Below are 20228 nucleotides of genomic sequence, written 5' to 3' on the forward strand. Positions count from 1 at the left end.
GAAAAGACGGCGGCCATTTCGATGATGGACCTGAAGAACCCCAGCCTTTTGAAGACCCAGGCCTATGTGAACGGCGAATGGCGCGACGGCCCGCAGGGCCGCCGCTTCCCGGTCACCAACCCGGCGACCGGCGCCGTCCTGGCCCAGGTTGCCGACCTCGGCGCGGAAGAGACGCGCGCCGCCATCCTCGCCGCCAACGACGCCTGGGACGGCTGGCGGTCGCGGACCGCCAAGGAGCGCGCCGCCGTCCTGCGCCGCTGGTACGAGCTGGTGACGGAGAACCAGGAGGACTTGGCGGCGATCATGACCGCGGAGCAGGGCAAGCCGCTGGCCGAGGCGCGCGGCGAGGTCGGCGCCGGCGCCACCTTCCTGGAATGGTTCGCGGAGGAGGCCAAGCGCGCCTACGGCGACGTGATCCCGACCCACAAGCCGGGCGCGCGGATCGTCGTGGTGAAGGAGCCCATCGGCGTCGCCGCCGCGATCACGCCCTGGAACTTCCCCTTTTCGATGATCACCCGCAAATGCGCCCCGGCGCTTGCCGCCGGCTGCCCGGTGGTGGTGAAGCCGGCGGAGGACACGCCGCTGTCGGCGCTGGCGCTCGCCTCGCTGGCCGAGCAGGCTGGCGTTCCCAAGGGCATCTTCAACGTCGTCACCGGGTCCGATCCCGTTGCCATCGCCGGCGAGCTGACCGCCAGCCGGCTGGTGCGCAAGTTGTCATTCACCGGCTCGACCGAGGTCGGCAAGATCCTCATGCGGCAGTGCGCCGACACGGTGAAGAAGGTGTCGCTGGAGCTGGGCGGCAACGCGCCCCTGATCGTCTTCGACGACGCCGACCTCGACGTCGCGGTGGCCGGCGCCATCGCCTCCAAATACCGCAACGTCGGGCAGACCTGCGTCTGCGCCAACCGCATCCTGGTGCAGTCGACTGTCTACGACGCCTTCGCCGCCAAGCTGACCGCCGCGGCATCGGCGCTGGTCGTCGGCAACGGCGCGGATCCCGGCGTGCAGCAGGGGCCGCTCATCAACGCCCAGGCCATCTCCAAGGTGCAGGAGCTGGTGGACGACGCCCTCGCCAAGGGGGCCACGCTGACCACCGGCGGCAAGCGCCACGGGTTCGGGCCGAACTATTTCGAACCGACCGTGCTGACCGGCGTCACGACCGACATGCGGGTGGCGCGCGAGGAAATCTTCGGCCCGGTCGCCCCCCTCTTCCGCTTCGATACGGAGGACGAGGCGGTGCGCCTGGCGAACGACACGGAGTACGGCCTCGCCGCCTACTTCTACAGCCGCGACGTCGGCCGGGCTTGGCGCGTCGCTGAGCGCCTGGAATACGGCATGGTCGGCATCAACGAAAGCCTGCTCGCCACCGAAGTCGCCCCGTTCGGCGGCATCAAGGAAAGCGGCATCGGCCGGGAAGGCTCCAAGTACGGCATGGATGACTTTCTTGAGGTCAAATACCTGTGCGTCGGCCTCTGATCGCCCTGCACCATCCATCAAAGGGAAGAATGGGTATGAACAGACTGACCGTCATCGAGAACACGGTCGCTGCGGCTGTTTTCACCACGTCCAAAATCTATCCGACGGCCATCGCGCCGACGACGCCGGAGGTGCGCGTCCATGTCGTCCACCGCAGCGAGGACACGGGCCACACCGCCGGCGTCTGGGAACTGACCGTCGGCAAGTGCCGCCTGGAACGCACCGTCGACGAGGTGTTCGTGCTGCTGTCCGGCGTCTGGGTCCTCACCGCCGACGACGGCACGGTGACCACGCTGCGGGCCGGCGATACGGCCTTCCTGCGGAAAGGGTGGAAAGGCACCGGTGAGGTCGTCGAAACGGTGCGCAAGGTGTATGCCACCTTCCCGTGACGACGCCTCTCCTCGACATCCCGGTAGCTCAAGGTGAACCGCAGATACAGCCAGGTCGCGTGCTGGATGACGGCGGGCGGGAACTGGTGGCGGGCATACGAGAGCGGCGTCATGGGATCAACGTAACCTCACCGTCCGGTCGCCGCCAAGCTTGGCGTGACAATGCCGGCCGGGTCACTGCCAACCGGCAACTTCTGACCGAGGTCCGGCGCGTCCATGGACGCCACCAGGAGGGCCGCTATGGCAGCCCGCGCGTGCATACCGCCCTACGGGCAGAGGGTGTCGCGGCACCGTCAACTTGCTGATAGGCAGGCTGAGCGAAGGTAGGGTTTGGCCCGGAGGCCAACGACGTTTTGGAGATTACGCGGCCAGCGGCGCGCCGGCGACCTCGGCCCTGAGCCGATCTACCAAACCATCGCGCAGCACGATCCTGGAACCGTGGCAATCATCCCGCCGCGCGCCACCGCGGTGCCCAGCGATCAGGCCGTGACCGCCCCGACGCAGCGCGACCGCCACATCCAGCGGATCGCCGAAACCGGCCGGATGGGCTGGCAGCGCGAAACCAAGTACGGCCGCCGCTCCAAAGAGGAAACGGCCATGGCGCGCTACAAGGGCATTCTTGTCGGGCACTTCCACGCCCGAACTCCGCCCGCTCAGCAGGCGGAAGCCATGATCGGCGTATCCGCCCTCAACCGCATGCTCGACGCAGGACGCCCCGTGCCGGTGCGCACCGCGTAACCGGCGGCAGAATGGACGAACAGACCGGCCGCCCATCTCCATGCACCAACACCAGGTATGGCGCGACACCTGACGGAACCGGGACGACTGCAGCGATCTGGGAGTTTCTCGGGCAACCTTTTATCATCTCCGGGCCGCACATCATGCGGTCGCATTCACGAGATGGCCCGATACGGTCGAGATGAACGCACGAAGACGCTGAAGACGCCGTAGGTCCCGGTGATATCCCATCCAGATGTCTCGCGCCGGCGGCGGCGTCGGCAGGTCCAGTCTGCGGATACCCGGGATCTGATTGCCGACCACGCGAGGCAGGACGGCGATTCCAACGCCTTGCCTGCACATGCGCCCCTGGACGTTCCGGTTGTTCGATCGCAGGACCGGCCTCGCGTTGGGGAAACTCTCGATGAGCCACGCGATGTCAGGGAAATGGCCGGTGGACGTGTCGTGGGTGATCAGCCGGAAACCGGTCCCATCGCCATATTTCGGCTCCTGCGCCTCTTCCGCGATGTAAACGCCGTACTCAAGGCGGAAGAGCCGTCGCTGAACAACGTCAGCGGTGTCGAATGGAACGATACGGAAAGCGACGTCGGCCTCCCGCTGGGCGAGATTGAACAGGCGCGTGCCGGTCAGGATCTCGACGTCGACATTGGGGTAGGCTTTCGAGAAATCCGCCAGGATGGGAGGCAAGACATAGGCCCCGAACCAGTCCGCGGATGAAATGCGCAGACTGCCTTTGAGGTTCTGCTCCTGCCCCGCAAGCCGGCGCTCCATCGCCAGCGCGCTTTCCTCCATCTGCTCCGCCAGCGCGATGATCCCGTGGCCCTCTTCGGTCAGAACAAGACCGTCCGCGGTGCGCTGGAAGAGCGTGTGACCGATCGCCTGCTCAAGTGCGCGGAGGCGCCGGCCGACGGTCGGGTGGCTTGTCTGAAGAGAACGCGCAGCGGCGCCGAGCGTGCCGAATCGCGCAATCGCGAGAAAGACTCTGACGTCACTCCATTCCATCACAACCACCCACACAAAACTGAACGCCGAGAGTACGGTTATGTCACTTATCGAACAAATCTAAATGCCTAGATTGCCATCATCGTCTGGAGATGCGTCCTTCTGCGGATCCGCCAGACCCATGCGGGCCGCCGCTTGGGTGAAGGAATCGTGACCCTGGCTGTGGGGCCCAAGGAAAGCTTGTCCGGACGGAACAGAGAGGATTTTCCTGAGGGGTCGCGGAACGCGGCGGCCCGCCTCGATACTCGCAAATGAGGACCTCGACGATGATCACGATGCTGGTGACCTATGCGGGCGATGAGGAAACGCCGTTCGACCGCGACCATTGGATCAACGTGCACTTCCCGCTCGTGCGGGAAAGCTGGGGACGTTATGGGCTGGTCAGCGCCGGTGGGTTCTTCCCGCAAGGTGATGGTGCCGGGCTAACCGCGGTCGGAGTCGTCAACTTCCGCGACGAGGCCGCCATGGAAGCGGCGCTCAATTCGCCGGAGACCGCCCAGGTCATGGCTGACGTCGACATCGTCACCGCCGTCAAACCGCAACGCAGCATCGTGAAGCCGCTCTGAGCGGCACGGCAGTGCCTGTCGATTGCCAGGGCTCCTGATCTCTCCAGGTCTGCGCCCCGGCGCGCCGCAGCGATCGGCGGTGCCCTCTGTGCGCTCAGCGGGGCGTGCGCCGATGCTGGCCAACTTGCTCACGTCTTCATTGTGGCTCTCCTCTGCATCGCCACCCGCCAACCCGTCGGCGCAGGTCTCGGCCTCACGACCGCTTGGCAGCCTCCGTCCGATCCCGCGCACAGCTCTCATCCGAACAACAGGAGATGGAACATGCAGATCGGGTTTGTCGGTCTCGGCAATATGGGCTCGGCAATGGCCCTGAACCTCGTGAAGGCAGGCCATGACGTGCGGGCCTGGAACCGCAGCAAGGTCGCTCAGGAAAGCGTTCCCGGGGTAACGCTGGTCAAGCGCGCGGCGGGTGCATTCCAGGCTGACGCCGTCTTCACGATGCTATCCGACGACCCTGCCATCCGGGAGGTGATCCTCGATGCCGGCCTTCTGGCAAGCGCGCGACCAGGGCTGACCCATGTCGTCACCTCGACGATCTCGGTCGCCTTCGCGCGGGAACTGGAGTTGCTGCACGAAGAGGCAGGCCTTGGCTATGTGTCCGCACCGGTCCTCGGGCGACCGAACGTAGCGGCGCGTGGCCAGCTCAACATCCTGGCGGCCGGGAAGGCCGATGCCGTTGCCGCGGTCGAGCCGCTGCTCGCTTCACTCGGCAAAAAGGTCTGGAGGTTGGGGAAGAACCCCGCTCGGGCGAATACGGCGAAGCTCGCCTGCAATATGATGATCGCCATGGCCATCGAGGCGATGGCTGAGGGTGTCGTGCTGACCGAGAGCGTCGGCCTCGACCGTGCGGAATTCTTCGAACTCATCCTGGGCACCCTGTTCTCCGGTCGCGCCTATGAGAGCTACAGCGCGCAGATCACGGAACGGTCGTTCGAGCCGGGTTTCAAAGCCGAGCTCGCGCTCAAGGACATGCGTCTCGCGACCGAGGCCGTCAACGAGATCGGACGCACGCTCCCGATGCTCGAAGCGGTCCGCGAGGGGCTCGGCAAAGCTGTCTCGGCGGGTTTCGGAAAGAAGGATTGGTCGATCATGGCCGACATGACGGTTCGCGGCGGCGACAGCCTGGCGTCGTCTGAAACCAACTCGGAGACGAAACAATGAAGACTTGGCTCATCACCGGCTGCTCGAGCGGCTTCGGACAGCGCCTCGCGCTCGCCGCGGCACAACGCGGCGATCAGGTCGTCGCGACGGCCCGCGACGTCAAGACGATCGAGGACATGGCCGAGCCTTTCGGCGGCCGCATGATCACCTTGCCGCTGGACGTGACGGATGCGGCGGCCGCCGAGGCAGCGGTCGCAAAGGCGGTCGAGACCTTCGGCGGGTTTGACGTGCTCGTGAACAACGCCGGCTATGGACTGTTCGGCGCGATCGAGGAAGGCACGCCCGAAGACTATCGGCCGATGTTCGAGGTGAACGTCTTCGGTCTGATCGAAACCACCAGAGCCGCCCTGCCCGTCCTGCGGCGTTCTGGCGGAACGATCGTCACCATGTCGTCCGGCGCCGGCATCGCGGGCAGCGGCGGCGGAGGTTATTACAACGCCGCCAAGTTCGCCGTGGAAGGGATTTCCGAAGCGCTCGCCAGCGAGCTGGAGCCGTTCGGCATCCGCGTGCTGATCGTCGAGCCTGGGCCGTTTCGCACCGATTTCCTTGGCCGTTCGATCAGGATGGCGGCCAACGAGATGCCGGAGTACGCCGCGAGCTCGCGCAAGCACTATCGCGAAACCAACAACGGCAATCAGGCGGGCGATCCCGACAAGGCGATCACGGTGATCCTGCAGGCAGTCGACGCCGATGACGCCCCGCTTCATCTGCCACTCGGCCCCATCGCGCACGCGATCGCCGAACGAAAGCTGGCTGCGTTCCGCAGCGATATCGACGCTTGGCGCGACATCTCGATCGCCACCGATTTCGATCGGCCCTGAGCGCTGGCCGCGAGCTTTGTTTGAACGTCAACATCGACCGGAAAGCGATCATGATCGCAACCTTGAAGGGGTTTTCCCAGCAGCTGGTGCCGGTGAATGGCATCAAGATCAACGCCGTCACGGGAGGCTCGGGCCCGCCGATCCTTCTGCTTCACGGCTGGCCGGAAACATGGTGGGAATGGCACAATGTGATGCCGCTTCTGGCCGAGCATGTCAGCGTGGTGGCCATCGATCTGCGCGGCGCGGGCTTTTCCGACTGCCCGCTCGACGGCTATGACAAGGCAACGATGGCGCGCGACGCGCACGAGGTCATGATTGCCCTTGGGCATGAACGCTACGCCGTGTGCGGACATGACATCGGCGGAATGGTCGCCTTGCCGCAAGCCGCCATCCACCGGGAGGCTGTCACCCACCTGGCCGTCCTCGACGTTCCGCTTCCCGGCTGGACCGGATGGGAGGCGACGACCGCGGGGCTCTGGCACTTCAGCTTCCATATGAACCGGGATCTACCCGAGCGCCTGATCCACGGCCGTGAATATGACTATGTTTCGACCTTCATGGCAGAGCGTTTCTACGATCACAGCACCTTCAATCCGGCGGACATCGAGATCTACGCGAAGGCGATGGCTCTTCCTGGCCGCACGCGCGGCGGCATGGAATGGTATCGCACCCTCGCCGCCGATCATGCGGCGGCTCTCGAGTACAAGAAGCACCCCCTCGGGATACCGGTGCTCGGTCTGGGTGGGGACCAGCGGTTCGGTGCGCAGATGGTGCCGATGCTCAAAGAGTTTGCCAGGAACGTGACAGGTGGCTCGATCGCGCGGTGCAGCCACTATGTCGCGGATGAGCGGCCCAAGGAAGTTGCGGCCGCCCTGATCGATTTCCTCAAGGCCAACTGAAACTAAGACCAGCTGAAACTCTGCGCCCGCGCCGTCGCGGGCCGGGCGGATCGCGACGCGGCGGGCGAATTGCCCCCGAAGCGGTCGCGATGGATCGACACAATCAAGGAGACTGTCATGACCGCACCCCTCATTCGCGGCGTCAATCATATCGGCATCACGGTGCCCGACATCGAAGCGGCAAAATCGTTCCTGGCGGAAGCCTTTGGCGGCCAGGTGATCTACCAATCCTTCGGACCGCAGGATCCACCGCGGCAGGGACCCGAATTCGAGCGGGCCGTCGGCGCTTTCCCCGGAACGGTCGTGCGTGCGCAGGCGATGGTCAAGATCGGAACCGGACCCGATATCGAGCTCTTCGAAATGCACGGCCCCGAGCAAGCCCAGCCGATCCGGGCGAGCGACTTCGGCATCACGCACTTCGCTCTCTACACCGACGACATCGACGCATCGGTCGAGCGCTTCGAGAAGGCTGGAGGCACCCCCCTCACCGCGCCGCGCGCCATTCCCTATGCTACCGAGAAAGGTCCTGGAAACAAGGTCTGCTACTGCCGCATGCCCTGGGGCACGACGATGGAATTCATCACCACGCCGGACCGTATGCCCTATCATGACCAGACGGATCTGCGCAGGTGGCAGGACGAGGACTGAGCAGGGCACGATCGGACAGAACAGCGTCGTGCGGGATCAGGGAATCCGGCGCCGGCGACAGGATGCGCCCGCCGAAGCAAGGGGGACCTCCGATAAGCCGGTGTCGGCGAAGCAGTCCGAACCTCCGACGCCCCGGCTTGCGGTTCGGCTCCTGGCTGGCGATCCCGACGAGTTGACCGACGAGGACCGCCGCTTTGTCCAGGCGTTGCGGGAGCGCTCGCCGTCGATCGCGACGGCCGCCGATCTCATCACCCGCTTCTGCGAGATGGTGAAGGGCAAGTTGCCCGACCCATTCGATGGCTGGCTGCGCGAGGCAGAGGGCAGCGCGCTGCCCTGACCGAACAGACATCCGGATGACGTCTCGCCGCCCGCCCCGTCATCTCACCGCCGATGAAAGGTACAGGCGAACTGCCCCTCATCGGCGGCCGGCGATCCGGTCAGTGATAAAACTGCGCACCACGACAGTACCATCTGTCATAGGCTGAAATGCTCGCATCGAGGGTGCGTCACGAACAAGCGCTCCTCTTTCAGCCGCGAACCCGACGGTTGGACTCCGGTGCCGACTGCTGCTCGAACAGGCGGCGGTAGAGACCAGACGGGCGGTGCAGCAGGGCTGCGTGCGTTCCCTCCTCCACGACACGCCCCTGGTGGAAGACCAGGATGCGGTCCAGGCTGCGCACGGTGGACAGGCGGTGGGCGATGACGAGGGCCGTGCGGCCCTGCATCAGGCGTTCCATCGCCTCCTGGATCAGCGCCTCCGATTCCGAATCCAGGCTGGAGGTCGCCTCGTCGAGGATCAGGACCGGCGCGTCGGCCAGGAAGGCGCGGGCCAGCGCTACCCGCTGGCGCTCGCCGCCGGACAGCTTGACGCCGCGCTCGCCGACCAGCGTCGCGTAGCCCTTGGGCAGGCGCGCGATGAAGTCATGCGCGTTGGCCAGCCGCGCCGCCCGTTCGATCTCCGCCAGGGTCGCGCCGGGGCGGCCGTAGGCGATGTTCTCCGCAAGCGAGCGGTGGAACAGGATCGGCTCCTGCGGGACGATGGCGATCTGCGAGCGCAGCGAGGTCTGTGTCGCCCCGGCCACGTCCTGCCCGTCGATCCGGACACTCCCCCCGGTCACGTCGTACAGCCGCTGGATCAGCTTCACGAAGGTGCTCTTGCCCGAGCCCGATGGCCCGACCAGCCCGATCCGCTCGCCGGCCCGGATCGTCACCGACAGGTCGCGGTAGAGCGGCGTCGTATGGCCGCCATACTGGAAGGTGACGCGGTCGAAGCGCACCTCGCCGGCCGTGATGCGCAGGGGCACGGCGTCCAGCCGGTCCTCCACCCCCAGCGGTTCGGCGTGGATGTCCACCAACTCCTCCATCTCGTTGATCGAGCGCTGGAGGTGGTTGATGTGCATGCCGATGTCGCGCAGATAGCCATGGACCACGAAATAGGTCGTCAGCACATAGGCGACGTCGCCGGGCGTCGCCTGCCCCCGCCACCACAGCCACAGGGCGGTCGCCACCACGGCGCTGCGGATCAGCAGCAGGACGGCAAGCTGGGCCGTGCTGTGGCGGGTGTGGCGGGTCCAGGTGCGGCCGGTCCGGCGGCTCCATTTCCCGACGACCTGGGCCAGCCGCTCGTCCTCGCGCGGCTCGGCGCCGAACGCCTTCACCACCGCGTTGCAGCCGATGGCGTCGGCCAGCGTGCCGCCGAGCCGCGTGTCCCAGGCGTTGGACAGCCGCGCCGCCGGGGCGATGTAAAGCGTCGCGAAGAGCACGGTCAGCACGATGTAGACCGCCGTTCCCAGCGCGATGACGAGCCCCATCACCGGCCATTGCAGGCCGAGCAGCAGCATCGTTCCGGCCAGCACGACCAGCGACGGCCACAGCGCCAGCAGCAGCGTGTCGTTCAGCGTGTCGAGTGCCCACATGCCGCGCGTGATCTTGCGGACGATGGAACCGGCGAAGCTGTTGGCGTGCCAGTCGGTCGAGAATCGCTGGACGCGATGGAAGCTGTCCTGGCCGACGTCGGCCATGATGTGCAGCGTCAACGGGATGACGCCGCTCCAGGCGATGTGGCGCAGCACGACCATTCCGGCGCCGAGACCGACCATGGTGGCGAAGGCGCCGACGGCGGCGTCGCGCGCCGCCTCGCGGTCGTCTGGCAGCAAAGCCAGCGCGTCGACCAGACGGCCGGCGAACAGCGGCATGAAGACGTCGGCCAGCGTCGCGAGTGCGATGGTGCCGGCGATCCAAGCCACCAACGGCTTCCGGCGGCTCCAGTGACGGAAGGTAAAGGCGAGAACGGCGTGGATCGCGCCCGTTCGGCCGGTGCGTTTCAAAACAGCCATGACTCCGTTCGGCGCGGGGACGCGCCGTCTCCACGGCGGGGGCCGAGATGCGGCCATGGCTATGGCGCGATCAGGGCCGGGCGGCGCCGTCCAATGAATGGGAATATCGATGACCGTTGCCGGGCCTAAAGAGCCCGCGGTCGTCCCTTGCGGTCGGGCGACCTAACGGTTGACCGATGCGGGAGATGTCAGCAAGCAGATCGTACGCATGCAGCCTCCCAACTTTCAGAAACAAAACCGGTCGGTTTGGATAACAGGCTTTACAGGACGCGCCAATACGCCTTTTGTTATAGTCTGGCTGCGCCGTCGGAATGGAGCCAGCGGACCGCTTCGCAAGCGGCCAGAAGGACCCCGTTCCACAGCGGACGGTTGGTGTCGCAGTGTGGTCGATGTCGGCTGCGATGATCATGCGGCCGGTATCCGAAGACGAGGTGCCCCGGGTCTCTCACCGCTTTGACCCGCATTCTATGGGCACCGCCGTTCGTCCCGCAAGCACCACTCCGGCATCCTGGGACCCGTTCTCGGACGTCGATGCCTTCGTCGATGAGGTGCTGACCGAGCTGACAGCGATGGCGGCCGACGGCAATCGCCCAACCCGGTCCGGGCCGAAGCCGGCGCTCACCGGAGCCGCGTTGCGCAAGGCGATCATGGCGATTTGGTGCGTGTGCCTTTGCGGCATGCAATGGCGCGCCATCGGCCAGTTCTCCGGCATGTCCTTCGGCACGCTGTACACCCTGTTCGCCCGCTGGACCCGGCTCGGGCTGTGGCGGCGCTTGCTCGACCGGCTGCACCGCACTTGGCGGCTGGCCTGCGGCGATACGGCGGAACCGAGTGCCATCGTGATCGACAGCCGCACCTGCCCGTCGGCTCCGAGCTGTTTTGTGCGCGGCGTCGATGGCGGCAAGAAGATCCGCGGCATCAAATTGTCCGGTGGTGACACGTCCTTGGCGGCATACACCGTGAGCTGGGCGGCCAGTTTGGTTTTCGTGAGGTCGCACGGACTGGGCGGCCGATAGGCCGGGTTGGCCAGTTCGGGTTTGTCGACGAGGCGCTCACGGACGACGTCGTTGGGGGAGCGGCCGGTGAGGAGCCGCTGTCGGCGGGCGTTGTAGGCGAGCCGGTAGCCGTTCAGCAGACGCTCCAGGGCGTCGTGGGTGCCGATGCACATGACCAGCACCTCCCGCCCGATGCGGACGTTGAAGCGTTCGACCATGGCGTTGGTTTGCGGCGTGTAGGGCTTGGTCTTGCGGTGCTGCACGCCCGGCGCCCGGCAGGCGGCCTCGAAGCCGGCGGCGGTGAAGCAGCTGCCGCGGTCGGTCAGGACGTAGGTGACCTGGAAGGGAAAGGCGGCGACGGCCTCTTTGAGGAAGGCGGAGGCGGCGGCTTCCGTCTCCTCGTCCTTGACCGCCAGGTGGACCATCCGCGAAGCGCGGTCGATGGCGACGTAGAGGTAGCGCTTGCGGGGCCCGGAGCCGATTACATGGAGTTTGGGCAGGTGCTTGATGTCGATGTGCAGGAAGCCGAGGTCGTACTCCTTGAACCGTTTGGTGCCCTTCTTGGGCGCCGTGACCGATGGGGCCGGCAGCCGGCCCAGACCTTCAGCTTTCAGGATGCGGTAGATGGAGTCGCGGTTGAGGTGCGGCAGGAAGTGGCGGAGCGTAAAGGTGAGGTCGTCCAGAGCAAAGCCGGTGCTCCGGCGCAACTCGCAGACGATGGCCCGTTCTTCGTCGGAGGCTCTCCAGCGCAGATGTTGGGGCCGCGAGGGATGGTCTTGGACGTCGTCCAGACCGCGCTTGCGCCATTTGCGGATGGTTTCGGTGCTGACGCCGTAGGCTTGGCCAGCACCCCCGAGGGCTCCGCGGAGGCGGCGATGGCGGCGCGCACGGCCGGCGTGGTGCGGGCGTTGGGGTGGATCTGGAACATGGCGGCCCCCTTCCGGCTGGCACCGAAGGGCTCTGGAACGGCGCGGGACATCACGCCGACAGGCTGCGGCGCTCCAGCCGCGTGATCAGCCGGACCAGCGGCCAGAGCAGCGCCAGATAGATCAGCGCCGCGGCGATCAGCGGCGTGGAGTTGAACAGGTTGCCCTGCGCCAGCCGGGCCGCCCGCAGCAGTTCGGGCAGGGTCACGACGCTGGCCAGCGAGGTCAGCTTGATCGTTTCCAGGATGTTGCTGATCAGGTCCGGCAGGATGTTGCGCACCGCCTGCGGCAGGACGACCTGCACCAGCGTCGTCCATCCCGTCAACCCCGTCGCGCGGGCAGCCTCGATCTGGCCGCGCGGTACGCTTTCGATGCCGGCCCGGATCACTTCGGCGAAATAGGCCGAGGTGTTCAGCAGCAGCGCCAGGATCACCGCGCTCATGGCGCTCAGCTCAAGGCCGAGAAACGGCAGGCCGTAATAGACGAAAATCAGCAGGACCAGCGGCGGAAAGGCCCGCAGGAAATCGATGTAGACGATCAGCGGGACGGTCAGCGCCTTTTTCCGCAGCGAGAACAGCACGGCGATGACCAGCCCGGCGAACACGCCGCCGGGCACCGCGATCAGCGACAGGATGAGCGTGTTCTTCAAGCCCAGAAGAAGCTGGGGCAGAACCTCGACGACGATGTCGATGTCGAAGAAATTGCTGATGAAGGTGTCCATGGATCACCGGCCCTCAGGATGCGGGGTTCAATGCTTCCAGCCGTAGCGGACTTCGAGATATCGGCTGAAGCCGACGAGAGGGAGCAGGAACAGGACGTAGCCGATGGCGGCCGCCATCATCGGAGAGGCGTTCGCCGAGTAGCCGAGCGCCGCGCTGGCCTGCGCCAGCAGGTCGGACACGCCGACGACGGAAGCCAGCGAGGTGTTCTTCACGGTGGCGATCACGCGGCTGGTCAGCGGCGCGATGACCCGGCGCAGCGCCTGCGGAACGATCACGTAAACCATCGCCTGGAGATGCGTCAGGCCGGAGGAGCGGGCCGCCTCCCACTGCCCCTTCACGAGGCTGGACATGCCCGCCCACACGAGTTCCTCGGTAAAGGCGGCCAGCACCAGCGAGAGCACCAGCCAGGAGGTGAAGAAGCCCGACAGCCGGACGCCCAGATAGGGCAGCCCGAAGAAGACGACCACGATGATCATCAGCGGCGGCAGGGCGCGCAGCACGTCGACCAGCACGATGATCGCCGCGTTCACCGGCTTGACGTGGAAGCTGCGCAGCACGGCCAGCGCGGTCCCGGCCAGCAGGCCGGTGACCACCACGGCCGCCGCCAGCTCCGCCGTCACCATCAGGCCGTGCAGCAGGTCCGGCAGGTAGCGGGCGATCACCGAAAGCTCGAAGAAGTTGCTGAGGATCGCCTCCATCGTCACTCCCCATGGAGGCGGCTGAGGAACTCCTGCGTGCGCGGCTGCTTGGGCGCGCCGAAGATCTGCTCCGGCGGGCCTTCCTCGACGATCTTGCCGTCGGCCATGAAGATCACGCGGTCGGCCGCCTCGCGGGCGAAGCGCATTTCGTGGCTGACCACGACCATGGTCATCCCCTCCTCGCGCAGCATCCGCATGACGTTCAGGATGCCGCCGACCAGTTCCGGGTCGAGCGCGCTCGTCGGCTCGTCGAACAGCACGACCTTGGGGTCCAGCGCCAGCGTGCGGGCGATGGCGACGCGCTGCTGCTGCCCGCCGGAGAGCTGCGACGGATAGAAGTCGGCGCGCGCCGACAGGCCGACGTGATTGAGCATCGCGTGCGCGATCTCGTCGGCCTCCTTGCGCGATTTCCCCGCCACCTTGCGCAGCGCCAGCGTGACGTTCTGCAGGGCGGTCATGTGGGAGTAGAGGTTGAAGGACTGGAAGACCATGCCGATGCGCTGGCGCACCTTGTTGATGTCCACCTTGCGGTCGAGTATGTCGATGCCGTCGACCCAGATCTCACCGGTCGAAGGCTCCTCCAGCCGGTTGCAGCAGCGCAGCAGCGTGCTCTTGCCCGATCCCGAGGGACCGATGATGAACACCAGCTCTCCCTTCTGCACGGACATGAAGATCCCCTTCAGGATCTCCTGCTGGCCGAAGGACTTGAAGACGCCGCGGACCTCCAGGATGGGCCGTGGGCGTCCGGCGGGGGTCAACGGCGGCGCGGCGGCGGTCATGGCGGACGTGTTTTCCTGCGACTTGTCGCGTCGGACGAATTGCGGCAGCAGGCTCATTTGCAGGCCCCGGCGTGCTCGGTCTTGTCGTGGTTGGGGAAGCCTTCCGGCCCGTAACCGGCGACGACCGTGGCCGTCATGCCGTTCGGCAGCGGCTCGATCCCGGTCCATTTCTTGAAGATCGCGCCGATCTTGCCGGACTTCTTCAGACACTCCAGCGCCGCGTCGACCTTGTTGCGCGTCTCCGCCTGATCGAGGCGGAAGGCGTAGCCGAAATATTCCTTGTTGTCGACGATGTAGGCCGACGGCTTGAACACCGGCTTGGTCTTCGCCAGCCAGCCGACAGAGGCCGTGTACATGATGGCCGCGTCGGCCTGCCCGGCGGCGACGGCGGCGGCGGCGTCGCTGTGCTTGTCGAAACGGGTGATCTTCCAGCCATACTGCTTCTCGCGCTCGCTGAGCCAGCGGTCGAACAGGTTGCCCTTGTTCGTCGCGACCACCTTGCCGCGCAGGTCGTCCAGCGTCTTCACGTCCGGGCCGCCGGCCGGCAGCAGGAAGCTGAAGGTGGCGTCGCCGTAGCCCTCGGCGAACAGCAGGCTCTGGGCGCGTTCCTCGGTGATCGTCGCCGGGGCCAGGATCATGTCGAACTTGCCGGCCTTCAGGCCCGGAATGGTGGCCGACCAGGGCTGGTCGATGACTTTGATGGTGGCGCCCATCTCCTCCGACAGCGCCTTGGCGATGTCGATGTCGATCCCTTCGAAGCTGCCATCCGACTTCGTCATGGCGAAGGGAGGATAGCCGACGTCGGCCGCCGCGGTGATGTCGGCCAGCGCCGGGCCGGCGCCGACCAGCCCCGGAAGCGCGGCCAGCGCGACGCAGGCCCCTGCCAGAGAACCTGCCAGAGAACGCCGGGAACGCACACGGGTGACCTTATGGCGGAATTCGGCCATGCCTCTTCTCCTCTCTGTCCGCAAAGCTCCTGTGGGCGTTTGCGGAACGGGGCGCGACGGATTGGGATCGGATGGACGCTTCAAACGTTCCATCGTGTGGAACGGCGTATCGAAAGATAGAATTCCATCGTCTTTTCCGGCCGTCAAGGTTATTATTGCATCGCAGCGACAAGATTCTTACGGTGCTGGCGGCCACACCCCTGATCTGAGTCGTTGATTGGCCCGATCGCCGCCGCGACTGCGGTGCCGATAAAGAAACATCAAGCAGGAGGCGCATGCCCGTGAAGACCCAAGGTGTGGATGCTGTAAAGAAGGCGTTAGACATCCTGCGGGCATTTTCCCAGGAGCAGCCCACACTGTCCCTCAGCGAGATCAGCAAGAAGACGGGCTATGTTAAAAGCACCGCGTTGCGCATGTTGATTTCCCTGGAGGAGTCCGGGTTCATCACGGCCAACGCGGACAAGACCTATTCGGTCGGGTCGGAGGCCTTCCGCATCGGAAGCCTGTACCAAAAGACCTTCCGCCTGGAGGCGGTGATCCGCCCGGTGATGCGGGACATGGTCAACGGCACGGGGGAAAGCGCCTCCTTCTTCCGTCGCGAGGGAAACCAGCGCATCTGCCTGTTCCGGGAGGACAGCGCCCAGGCGCTGCGCGAGCATGTGGCCGAAGGCGACGTGGTCGCCCTGGACCGCGGCGCGGCCGGCCGCGTCCTGCTGGAATTCTCCGACACCAACCCCCTGCGCCCGGCCACGCCGGAGATGGTGGCGCGGCTGCCCGTGATTTCTCTGGGGGAGCGCGATCCGGACATCGCCGGCGTCGCCGTTCCGATCCTGTCGGCCACCAGCGGGCTGGCAGGCGCCCTAACCCTGTCGGGACCGGCCTTCCGCATGACGCCGGAACGCATCGCCGCGATGGCGCCCATCGTGATCGCGGGCGGAAGCCGCATTTCGGCGGCTCTCGGCTCCACCTTCTACGAGGCGTGGCGCCAGGAAAGCGCCGTCGGCGCAATCCGTTAGCGCAGGCGGCCCAACCCCCGGTCATCCAGTTCCCGGTCATCCAGTTCCCGGTCATGGCGCCAGCGCGAGCCGGCCGCCGGACGGGGAGGTCCGGAAGGCCGGGCGCGGCGCCGGCACCCGGCGTGAGGGCGCCGCCCCGGTTCTGCGGCATCAGCACATAGCCGTCCAGCACGACGATGCTCCCCACATCCCGAAGATCCGCGGGATGGGTGGAGACGAAGGCGTTCAGCGCCTGGCAAACACGCGTCAACATGGCCGGATCAACGCAGATTTCGTGCCAGAGCCGGGGGGCGGCCGATCGGCGCCCAAAGGACCGGGACAAGGCACCCGACCGCCTTCCCCCCGCCGTACAAGCTTGGCGCGTTCGGCACGCCCCTTCGGCTCCGGACCGCTGCCCGCCACGCCCTCTTGCGAAGTCCGGGTTGAATATAACTTAATAAACATCAATCATTGGTCACGGCTTCGGATTGGTGATCTATAATCGTGGCATGGAAAGCCCGCCTCCACCTCCAGTGGATGAATCCGAACGACCGGCCTTGAGTCATCCCCGGACAGTGCCTTTCTTCAGCCGGAATTCTGTTCGGCCTCCTGCCATGAAGGCTGTTTTCTGTTCATCCTGCACAGCGATTGGGCCATGCCGGACGAATCATTTTAAAAATGGGGCATATCGGTCATCGCCGCGCATCCTTAAAATGCGGCGCCTTTCAAAGCGTCAGATCAGCCGGAGCGCCCGCGCCGCCCGCCAGATCGGTTCCATCAGCAGGTTGCTCAACACGACGCGGACGAGGTGGAAGCCCAGCACCAGCGGGACGGAGGCGCCCATGTCGTGCGCGGTCACGGCCATCTCGGGCATGCCGCCTGGAGCCATCCCCAGCAGCGTCGCGGTCATCGGCAGCCCGCCCCACAGCGACACCAGCGCCCCCAGCGACAGCAGCAGCGCGCACAGCAGCAGCGTCGACAGGACGGAGGCCAGCAGCAACGGTCCGGCGCTCCTGATGAAATCCGGCGTCATGCGCGCGCCGAGCGACGCGCCCAGGACGACCTGCGCCATGATGATCAGCAGCGGCGGCAGATGCGCGGGCAGCGAGCCCGACGAGGCCAGCGCGATGGCCAGCACGCAGGGCGCCAGCATCCAGGGATTGGGCAGCCCCAGCGTCCGCCCGACATGCGCCGCCCCCAGCCCGGCGAGGCACCACATCACCAGGATCGGCAGGGAGGTCGCCGTTGCGGTCTCCGACCAGCCGTCCGCCGCCAGTTCGTGCGGCAGGACCGTCGCGATCAGCAGCGGATAGATCACGACCACCATCATCAGCCGGATCGTCTGGGCGAGCGTGACGTGGCTTTCGGAAACCCCGGCGCGCTGCGCGTGGATCGCCATCAGGACGACGCCGCCGGGCACGCCGCAGAAGAAGGCCGTCTTCGGATCGAGCCCGACCATGCGGATGTAGATCCGCGCGGCGGCCAGCCCCGTGACGATGGTCAGGACGGATGAGCCGGCGATCAGCGGCAGCGCCTGTGCGATCGACAGCAGGATCGTCGGGGAGAAGCTCTGCCCCAGCCCGAGCCCGAGCAGCACCAGCGCGTAGGACCGCAGCGCGACGACGTTCACCGTGCGCCCGAACGCCGCCAGCACCGCCGTGACGGCGAGCGCGCCGAGCAGCCATGGCAGCGGCATGCCGGCCCGGTGGGCCACCCACCCACCCAGGACGCTGAGCGCGAAGCCCAGCGCCTGCCACGCCGCCGCGCGGACCCAGCCGCCGCAGCGTTCCCGCCACCCCGGCGCCGTGGGGCCTTCCAGTTTGGGCAACGGCGGCGGCGTCCTGTCCATGCCGTCGGGCGCATCGGAGCCGTGGGCCGGCCCGTCGGCGGCCGAGGCCTCGGCGGCCGGGGACCGCAGGCTTTGCGTATGTCTCATCTTTGCGCTTTTGTCAGGGGAGGCGGGCCGGGCCGGTTACGTCCACACGTCGGAGCGTTCCGGGTCGATCAGGCGCAGGGCGGCGGTCCAGGCCATGTCGACGTAGAACGGAATCTCGTCGTGGCGGTACTGGTCGGCGGTGTGCCGGCGGACCTTCTCGTCGGGCAACGTCACCAGATCCTGCCCGCCGGCCTGCGCGGCGATCTGCGCGTCGCAGGCCTTTTCCAGGAAGTAGATGTGGTCGAAGGCCTCGGGCACCGTCCGCCCACCCACCAGCAGGCCATGATTGCGCAGGATCATCGCCCGGTGGCTCGGCCCCAGGTCACGGACGAGGCGTTCGCGCTCCTCCGTGTCCAGCGCGATGCCCTCGTAATCGTGATAGGCCAGATGCCCGTAGAACTTCAGCGCGTGCTGGCTCATCGGCAGCAGGCCGCAGGACTGGGAGGCCACCGCGATGCCCGCACGGGTGTGCGTGTGGACGATGCAGATCAGGTCCTCGCGCGCGTTGTGCAGGGCCGAGTGGATGACGAAGCCGGCCTTGTTCACCACCTGGCCGGGGTCGTGGTTGTCCAGGCGGTTGCCGTCCAGGTCGATCTTCACCAGATCCGACGCCCGCATCTCGTGGAACATGCGGCGGTAGTCGTTGATCAGGAAATGGTGCTCCTTGCCCGGCAAGCGGGCGGAGATGTGGGTGTAGATCAGGTCGGTCATCCGGTAATGCGCCACCAGCCGGTACAGGGCGGCCAGATCGCAGCGGATGTCCCATTCCTCTGGGCTGATATGATCGGGGCGGTTCTTTTGGCGGTCCATGGTCGGGTTCCTAGTTCAGCTCGGCGGCGACCGTGTCCAGCGACGCCTTCAGGCGCGCGAACATCTCCTCGATCTCGCCGGATGTGATGATCTGCGGCGGCGACAGCGCGAGCCGGTTGCCGATCAGGCGGGTGATCAGGCCGTTGCGGCGTGTGGCGGCGTCGATGCGCGCCATCACCTTCAGCGACGGGTCGTGCATGGCCTTGGTCGTCTTGTCGGCCACCATCTCGATGGCGCCGATCAGCCCGACGCCGCGCGCGTCGCCGACGAGCGGGTGGTCGCGCAGCGCCTCGAAGCCGGCCAGGAAGCCGGGGGCGATGGACTTGACGTGGCCGATCAGGTCCATTTCCTCGTAAATCTTCAGCACCTCCAGCGCCACGGCCGAGGCCACGGGATGCCCTCCGTAGGTGTAGCCGTGGACGAAGGTGCCGTAGCGGTCGCTCTGCTCCAGCATCGCCTGGAAGACGTGCTCGCGGATGATCACCGCCGAAATCGGCTGCATCGCCGCGGACAGCGCCTTGGCGCAGCAGATCAGGTCCGGCTCGATCCCGTAGGTCTGGCTGCCCCACATCTCCCCGGTGCGGCCGAAGCCGCAGATGACCTCGTCGGCGACGAAGAGGATGCCGTGCTTCCTCACGACGGCCTGGACCTTCTCGAAATAGCCCTCGGGCGGCGTGATCGCGCCGCCGGAGCCCATCACCGGCTCCGCCCAGAAGGCGGCGATGGTCTCCGGCCCTTCGGCCAGGATCATCGCTTCGAGTTCCTCGGCGAGGCGGGTGGAAAACTCCTGCTCGCTCTCCCCGGGTCGCGCCATGCGGTAATGGTACGGCATGCCGGTGTAGAGGAAGCCGGAGAAGGGCAGCCCGAAGCCGGCGTGGAAGTTGGCCTTGGCCGTCAGGCAGGAGGTCAGCGTGCCCGTGCCGTGGTAAGCGCCGGAGCGCGAGATGATCTTGCGGCGTTCCGGCGCGCCCTTGGCGTTCCAATAGTACCAGACCAACTTCAGCGCCGTGTCGTTCGCCTCCGTGCCGGAGGATTGCAGCAGGACGCGGTCCATGCCGTCCGGCGCAACCGCGGCCAGTCGGGCCGACAGCTCCGCCGCGGCCGGGGTCGAGGCGCCGCGGAAGTTGTGGTAATAGCCGATGTCGGTCATCACCGTTTTGGCAACCTCGCCCAGCCGCGCGTTGCCGAAGCCGAGCGAGGCGCACCACAGGCCCGCCGCCCCTTCGATGTAGCGGTTGCCGTCCTCGTCGATCACGTGGATGCCGTCACCCTTCACGATCATCAGCGGCCCCTGCTCCAGATGGGCGCGCAGATTGGTGTGCGGGTGGACGGAGTGCGCCGCGTCGAGGGCGGAGGCGCTGTTGAGTTCCCTGGTCAGCATTGC

Annotated in this window: 19 protein-coding genes and 2 pseudogenes; 10 read left to right on the forward strand and 11 right to left on the reverse strand. The window is 66.5% G+C overall.

What is annotated here, in order from left to right; genetic code table 11:
- The first annotated feature begins 21 nt into the window (after positions 1 to 21).
- Entirely contained in the window at positions 22 to 1476 is a 1455-nt protein-coding gene (locus tag ACFPMG_RS21740) for an NAD-dependent succinate-semialdehyde dehydrogenase (protein WP_376997282.1), read from the forward strand.
- 35 nt (positions 1477 to 1511) lie between these two features.
- Positions 1512 to 1865 (forward strand): cupin domain-containing protein, encoded by a 354-nt coding sequence (locus ACFPMG_RS21745; RefSeq protein WP_376997283.1) that lies wholly within the window; start codon positions 1512 to 1514, stop codon positions 1863 to 1865.
- 8 nt (positions 1866 to 1873) lie between these two features.
- Here ACFPMG_RS21745 and ACFPMG_RS21750 read toward each other — a convergent pair.
- A pseudogene (locus ACFPMG_RS21750) lies at positions 1874 to 1978 on the reverse strand (IS6 family transposase); the annotation flags it as partial.
- Between the two features lie 325 nt (positions 1979 to 2303).
- On the opposite strand from ACFPMG_RS21750, the gene ACFPMG_RS21760 reads away from it, so the two are divergent.
- Positions 2304 to 2603 (forward strand): hypothetical protein, encoded by a 300-nt coding sequence (locus ACFPMG_RS21760; RefSeq protein ID WP_376997284.1) that lies wholly within the window; start codon positions 2304 to 2306, stop codon positions 2601 to 2603.
- A 141-nt stretch (positions 2604 to 2744) separates the two neighbouring features.
- On the opposite strand, the gene ACFPMG_RS21765 is transcribed toward ACFPMG_RS21760, so the two are convergent.
- Positions 2745 to 3605: a LysR family transcriptional regulator gene (locus tag ACFPMG_RS21765; RefSeq protein WP_376997285.1), complete on the reverse strand. Its 861-nt coding sequence runs from the start codon at positions 3603 to 3605 to the stop codon at positions 2745 to 2747.
- A gap of 266 nt (positions 3606 to 3871) precedes the next feature.
- Here ACFPMG_RS21765 and ACFPMG_RS21770 point away from each other — a divergent pair, with 266 nt between their 5' ends.
- The 6 genes from ACFPMG_RS21770 to ACFPMG_RS21795 all read left to right on the forward strand — a co-directional run bounded on the left by ACFPMG_RS21770 (position 3872) and on the right by ACFPMG_RS21795 (position 8037).
- Entirely contained in the window at positions 3872 to 4171 is a 300-nt protein-coding gene (locus ACFPMG_RS21770; protein ID WP_376997286.1) for an EthD family reductase, read from the forward strand.
- Between the two features lie 261 nt (positions 4172 to 4432).
- A complete protein-coding gene (locus ACFPMG_RS21775) occupies positions 4433 to 5332 on the forward strand; it encodes an NAD(P)-dependent oxidoreductase (protein ID WP_376997287.1) in 900 nt (299 codons plus the stop codon).
- Positions 5329 to 6153, forward strand: a complete 825-nt coding sequence (locus ACFPMG_RS21780; protein ID WP_376997288.1) for an oxidoreductase — start codon at positions 5329 to 5331, stop codon at positions 6151 to 6153. The genes ACFPMG_RS21775 and ACFPMG_RS21780 overlap by 4 nt, the downstream gene beginning before the upstream one ends.
- Before the next feature lie 20 nt (positions 6154 to 6173).
- Positions 6174 to 7052 carry an alpha/beta fold hydrolase gene (locus ACFPMG_RS21785; RefSeq protein ID WP_376997289.1) on the forward strand — a complete coding sequence of 293 codons (879 nt, stop codon included), beginning with the start codon at positions 6174 to 6176 and terminating at the stop codon, positions 7050 to 7052.
- Positions 7053 to 7169: 117 nt separating this feature from the next.
- A complete protein-coding gene (locus tag ACFPMG_RS21790) occupies positions 7170 to 7700 on the forward strand; it encodes a VOC family protein (protein WP_376997291.1) in 531 nt (176 codons plus the stop codon).
- 172 nt (positions 7701 to 7872) lie between these two features.
- Complete coding sequence (locus ACFPMG_RS21795; protein ID WP_376997293.1) at positions 7873 to 8037, forward strand: hypothetical protein; 165 nt, start codon at positions 7873 to 7875, stop codon at positions 8035 to 8037.
- 190 nt (positions 8038 to 8227) lie between these two features.
- On the opposite strand, the gene ACFPMG_RS21800 is transcribed toward ACFPMG_RS21795, so the two are convergent.
- The 6 genes and pseudogenes from ACFPMG_RS21800 to ACFPMG_RS21825 form a co-directional block, all read right to left on the reverse strand.
- Positions 8228 to 10036: an ABC transporter ATP-binding protein gene (locus ACFPMG_RS21800; protein WP_376997294.1), complete on the reverse strand. Its 1809-nt coding sequence runs from the start codon at positions 10034 to 10036 to the stop codon at positions 8228 to 8230.
- 925 nt (positions 10037 to 10961) lie between these two features.
- Positions 10962 to 11959: pseudogene (locus ACFPMG_RS21805) on the reverse strand (DDE-type integrase/transposase/recombinase); the annotation flags it as partial.
- Positions 11960 to 12009: 50 nt separating this feature from the next.
- Entirely contained in the window at positions 12010 to 12678 is a 669-nt protein-coding gene (locus ACFPMG_RS21810; RefSeq protein WP_376997296.1) for an amino acid ABC transporter permease, read from the reverse strand.
- A 27-nt stretch (positions 12679 to 12705) separates the two neighbouring features.
- Positions 12706 to 13377 carry an amino acid ABC transporter permease gene (locus tag ACFPMG_RS21815; RefSeq protein WP_376997297.1) on the reverse strand — a complete coding sequence of 224 codons (672 nt, stop codon included), beginning with the start codon at positions 13375 to 13377 and terminating at the stop codon, positions 12706 to 12708.
- Between the two features lie 2 nt (positions 13378 to 13379).
- Positions 13380 to 14213, reverse strand: coding sequence for an amino acid ABC transporter ATP-binding protein (locus ACFPMG_RS21820; RefSeq protein ID WP_465252032.1), 834 nt, complete (start codon positions 14211 to 14213; stop codon positions 13380 to 13382).
- Positions 14210 to 15103: a substrate-binding periplasmic protein gene (locus ACFPMG_RS21825; RefSeq protein ID WP_376997298.1), complete on the reverse strand. Its 894-nt coding sequence runs from the start codon at positions 15101 to 15103 to the stop codon at positions 14210 to 14212. Before ACFPMG_RS21825 ends, ACFPMG_RS21820 begins: the two co-directional genes overlap by 4 nt.
- A 281-nt stretch (positions 15104 to 15384) precedes the next feature.
- Here ACFPMG_RS21825 and ACFPMG_RS21830 point away from each other — a divergent pair, with 281 nt between their 5' ends.
- Positions 15385 to 16119: an IclR family transcriptional regulator gene (locus ACFPMG_RS21830; protein WP_376997299.1), complete on the forward strand. Its 735-nt coding sequence runs from the start codon at positions 15385 to 15387 to the stop codon at positions 16117 to 16119.
- A 712-nt stretch (positions 16120 to 16831) separates the two neighbouring features.
- On the opposite strand, the gene ACFPMG_RS21835 is transcribed toward ACFPMG_RS21830, so the two are convergent.
- From ACFPMG_RS21835 to ACFPMG_RS21845, 3 genes are read right to left on the reverse strand one after another with little or no spacing between them, the layout of a single operon-like run.
- Positions 16832 to 18034 (reverse strand): AbrB family transcriptional regulator, encoded by a 1203-nt coding sequence (locus tag ACFPMG_RS21835; RefSeq protein ID WP_376997300.1) that lies wholly within the window; start codon positions 18032 to 18034, stop codon positions 16832 to 16834.
- Between the two features lie 36 nt (positions 18035 to 18070).
- On the reverse strand, positions 18071 to 18844 hold the full coding sequence (locus tag ACFPMG_RS21840; RefSeq protein WP_376997301.1) for a class II aldolase/adducin family protein: 774 nt from the start codon (positions 18842 to 18844) through the stop codon (positions 18071 to 18073).
- 10 nt (positions 18845 to 18854) lie between these two features.
- Positions 18855 to 20225, reverse strand: coding sequence for an aminotransferase (locus ACFPMG_RS21845; protein ID WP_376997302.1), 1371 nt, complete (start codon positions 20223 to 20225; stop codon positions 18855 to 18857).
- Between the last annotated feature and the right edge of the window lie 3 nt (positions 20226 to 20228).

Origin of the sequence: Azospirillum himalayense (assembly GCF_042657465.1) — a bacterium.
Taxonomy (GTDB): Bacteria; Pseudomonadota; Alphaproteobacteria; order Azospirillales; family Azospirillaceae; genus Azospirillum; species Azospirillum himalayense.

Excerpts from the sequence above, each read along its gene's own strand:
- ACFPMG_RS21740 (WP_376997282.1), top strand. The coding sequence starts at position 22 with ATGATGGACCTGAAGAACCCCAGCCTTTTGAAGACCCAGGCCTATGTG.
- ACFPMG_RS21745 (WP_376997283.1), top strand. The coding sequence starts at position 1,512 with ATGAACAGACTGACCGTCATCGAGAACACGGTCGCTGCGGCTGTTTTC.
- ACFPMG_RS21765 (WP_376997285.1), bottom strand. The coding sequence starts at position 3,605 with ATGGAATGGAGTGACGTCAGAGTCTTTCTCGCGATTGCGCGATTCGGC.
- ACFPMG_RS21770 (WP_376997286.1), top strand. The coding sequence starts at position 3,872 with ATGATCACGATGCTGGTGACCTATGCGGGCGATGAGGAAACGCCGTTC.
- ACFPMG_RS21775 (WP_376997287.1), top strand. The coding sequence starts at position 4,433 with ATGCAGATCGGGTTTGTCGGTCTCGGCAATATGGGCTCGGCAATGGCC.
- ACFPMG_RS21780 (WP_376997288.1), top strand. The coding sequence starts at position 5,329 with ATGAAGACTTGGCTCATCACCGGCTGCTCGAGCGGCTTCGGACAGCGC.
- ACFPMG_RS21790 (WP_376997291.1), top strand. The coding sequence starts at position 7,170 with ATGACCGCACCCCTCATTCGCGGCGTCAATCATATCGGCATCACGGTG.
- ACFPMG_RS21800 (WP_376997294.1), bottom strand. The coding sequence starts at position 10,036 with ATGGCTGTTTTGAAACGCACCGGCCGAACGGGCGCGATCCACGCCGTT.
- ACFPMG_RS21810 (WP_376997296.1), bottom strand. The coding sequence starts at position 12,678 with ATGGACACCTTCATCAGCAATTTCTTCGACATCGACATCGTCGTCGAG.
- ACFPMG_RS21815 (WP_376997297.1), bottom strand. The coding sequence starts at position 13,377 with ATGGAGGCGATCCTCAGCAACTTCTTCGAGCTTTCGGTGATCGCCCGC.
- ACFPMG_RS21820 (WP_465252032.1), bottom strand. The coding sequence starts at position 14,213 with ATGAGCCTGCTGCCGCAATTCGTCCGACGCGACAAGTCGCAGGAAAAC.
- ACFPMG_RS21825 (WP_376997298.1), bottom strand. The coding sequence starts at position 15,103 with ATGGCCGAATTCCGCCATAAGGTCACCCGTGTGCGTTCCCGGCGTTCT.
- ACFPMG_RS21835 (WP_376997300.1), bottom strand. The coding sequence starts at position 18,034 with ATGAGACATACGCAAAGCCTGCGGTCCCCGGCCGCCGAGGCCTCGGCC.
- ACFPMG_RS21840 (WP_376997301.1), bottom strand. The coding sequence starts at position 18,844 with ATGGACCGCCAAAAGAACCGCCCCGATCATATCAGCCCAGAGGAATGG.
- ACFPMG_RS21845 (WP_376997302.1), bottom strand. The coding sequence starts at position 20,225 with ATGCTGACCAGGGAACTCAACAGCGCCTCCGCCCTCGACGCGGCGCAC.